This is a genomic window from Protofrankia sp. CiP1_Cm_nod4, from assembly GCF_982290645.1.
Map to the genome: position 1 here is coordinate 46585 of NZ_CEVIVC010000021.1, position 3024 is coordinate 49608.

General features: G+C 70.3%; 2 protein-coding genes and 1 pseudogene. All 3 read left to right on the plus strand.

Going from position 1 to position 3024, the window contains the following annotated elements:
* The first annotated feature begins 60 nt into the window (after window positions 1–60).
* Window positions 61–936 (plus strand): AAA family ATPase, encoded by an 876-nt coding sequence (locus tag AC5LSR_RS06755; protein WP_250285494.1) that lies wholly within the window; start codon window positions 61–63, stop codon window positions 934–936.
* 73 nt (window positions 937–1009) lie between these two features.
* Window positions 1010–2443, plus strand: coding sequence for a vWA domain-containing protein (locus AC5LSR_RS06760; protein WP_250285491.1), 1434 nt, complete (start codon window positions 1010–1012; stop codon window positions 2441–2443).
* Between the two features lie 237 nt (window positions 2444–2680).
* A pseudogene (locus AC5LSR_RS06765) lies at window positions 2681–3024 on the plus strand (hypothetical protein); the annotation flags it as partial.

A 3024-nucleotide genomic window follows, 5' to 3' on the forward strand; every position in this document is an offset into this window, starting at 1 on the left:
GCCTCGAGCAGCCCATCGCTGGCACTATGGACGAGAGGCTGAATCACACAAGAGGTGTATATGCCGCTACAGCAGCACGCTTTCGCCGATGTGGCGGATGTTCACGACCGGCTGCGAGCGGCCGGCTACCTGGCGGATCATGCCATAGCGACGACGGTCTTCCTCGCGGACCGGCTCCGCAAGCCGCTGCTCGTCGAGGGGCCGGCCGGCGTGGGCAAGACCGAGCTCGCCAAGGCCCTCGCGTCCGCGACCGGCGCCGAACTGATCCGTCTACAGTGCTACGAGGGGCTGGACGAGGCCCGGGCGCTGTACGAGTGGAACTACAAGAAGCAGCTCCTGCGCATCCAGGCCGGTCGTGACGAGGCCTGGGACGAGACCCACGACGACATCTTCAGCGACGAGTTCCTGCTGTCCCGGCCGTTGCTGACCGCGATCCGGCGCACCGAGCCGACCGTGCTGCTCGTCGACGAGACCGACAAGGCCGACGTCGAGGTCGAGGGCCTGCTGCTGGAGGTGCTCTCCGACTTCCAGGTGACCATCCCCGAGCTGGGCACGATCGTCGCTCACCAGCGCCCGCTCGTGGTGCTGACCAGCAACGCGACCCGGGAGCTGTCCGAGGCGCTCAAGCGCCGCTGCCTGTACCTGCACCTGGGCTACCCGTCCCCGGCGCGGGAGAAGGAGATCGTCCTCGCCTGTGTGCCGGAGCTGCCCGAGCGGCTGGCTGAGGCGATCGTCGGCACGATCCGGGCGCTGCGCGCGATGGAGCTGAAGAAGGTCCCGTCGATCGCCGAGACGATCGACTGGGCGCGGACGGTCCTGGCGCTGGGGATCGACACCTTCGACGAGGAGGCCGTGGCGTCCACCCTGGGTGTCGTCCTCAAGCATGTGAGTGATCAGGCGCGAGCCATCGGCCAGCTCAAGCTCGGCTCTAACTGATCGTTCCCAGCCTGGGTTTTTATAACATAAAGTAACATTATGTTGCACTATGTGACCCGATGGGATGCCGGGTATGAGTCTGCTGGACCGTACGGTGGTGTTCACTGCCGCGCTGCGACAGGCGGGGATGGCGGTGAGCAGCGCCGAGACCGTGGACGCCGTCCGCGCGCTCACAGCCGTCGGGCCGCTCGACAGGGAGGCGCTGCGCGCCGGGTTCGCGGCGACGATGTGCAAACGCCCGACCAACCGGGTGACCTTCGACACACTGTTCGACCTCTACTTCCCGCCGGTGATCGGTGACGGGCTGTCCGTTGACGACTTCCTGGCCGGCGAGGACGGCACACCGGGAACGGCAACGGATCCGAGCCGGCCGGCCGGCGCGCCCGACAGCGAAAACGATCTTGAGCTGTTGCGCCAGGCCCTGCGCGGGGAACTGCTGGACGTCCTGCTGCGCGGGGACGACGAGGAGCTGCGCCGCCTCGCCCGCGAGGCCGTGACCAGGTTCGGGTCGGCGCCGGGCGCGCCCGGCCGGCGCTCCTGGTTCGCCTACCGGGCCCTGCGGGCACTGTCCCCGGACACCCTGGTCGCCGACCTGCTGAGCGCGATGCTCGGCGACCAGGAGGCCGGCGGCCTCGCCGAGCGGGTCGCCCGGCAGACGATCATTGAGCGCATCCGTGCCTTCGAGGAGATGGTCGCCAGCGAGGTGCGTCGCCGGCTCGCCGAGGAACGCGGGGCCGACGCGGCCGCGAAGAGCGCGGTCAAGCCGCTGGCGGAGCAGGTCGACTTCCTGCGCGCCTCCCAGCGGGACCTGGCGGAGCTGCGCCGCCTGGTCCACCCGCTCGCCCGCAGGCTCGCGACCAGGCTGACCGCGCGTCGCCGCCTCGGGCGCTCCGGCCGGCTCGACTTCCGCCGCACGGTGCGCTCCTCGCTGGCCACCGGCGGGGTGCCGCTGGAGACCCGTCACCGGCCGCACAAGCCGCACAAGCCCGAACTCGTCGTGCTGTGCGACGTCTCCGGGTCGGTGGCGTCGTTCGCGCACTTCACGCTGTTGCTGACGCATGCGCTGCGGGAGCAGTTCGCCCGGGTCCGGGCGTTCGCGTTCATCGACACCACCGACGAGATCACCCGTTTCCTGCGGGGAGCCGACCTCGGCGACATGATGGCGCGGATAGCCAACGGAGCCGACCTGGTGTGGTTCGACGGGCACAGCGACTACGGGCACGCCTTCGAGGTGTTCGCCGACCGGTATCCGGAGGCGGTCGGCCCGAAGACCTCCCTGCTCGTGCTCGGGGACGCCCGCAACAACTACCGCGCGACCGCCGCGCCGGTGTTCGGGAAGCTGTGCGCGCAGGCCCGGCACGCCTACTGGCTCAACCCCGAGCCGCGCACCTACTGGGGCTCGGGCGACTCGGCCACCCGCGCCTACGCCGACCTGGTCGACGAGATGGTCGAATGCCGCAACGTCGAACAGCTCCAGACCTTCATCGAACGCCTCCTGCCCTCCTGAGCCGATCGTCTTCACCCTGGCGGACGTTTCACGACGTGATCGGGAAATTGGGGTGAACCGAAGCGGCTGGGCGAGCGTCCAACCTTCCAGGAGCTGGCAGCGTGAGAGCTGACACCTGACGGAAGGGTGGCCACCGGGATGGTCAGAACAGGTCCGGACGTACAGGATCCCGACAGCGCCCCGGCGGCGCCCGCGACGACGGCGGTGGCGCCACCACCAGGGCCGGCATCGACTTCGGTGGCGACATCGGCGTCGGCGCCTGGCGCGGACTGGTGGGGCGGTGCCGCGACGGCCCCGGAAGGCGCGACGGCCGGAGGAGGCGCGGCGGCCACGGGAGGGCTGGCGGGCGCGAGGGGCGCGGGCGTGCGCGGCATCTCCAGGCGGCGCGTGATCGGCGTGGCGGTCGTCGTCGGGGTCGTGGCCGTTGTCGGCGGTGTTGTCGCGATCGGTAGCTGGTCGGATACCTCCGGCTCGTCGTCGAGTTTCCCGCTGCCAGCCATCGACATGCCGCTGTCACAGCCGGGGTCGTCCGCTGTGGGCGGTGACGGGCAGGCCGCGGGCGATTCGCGGATGGTCGCGCC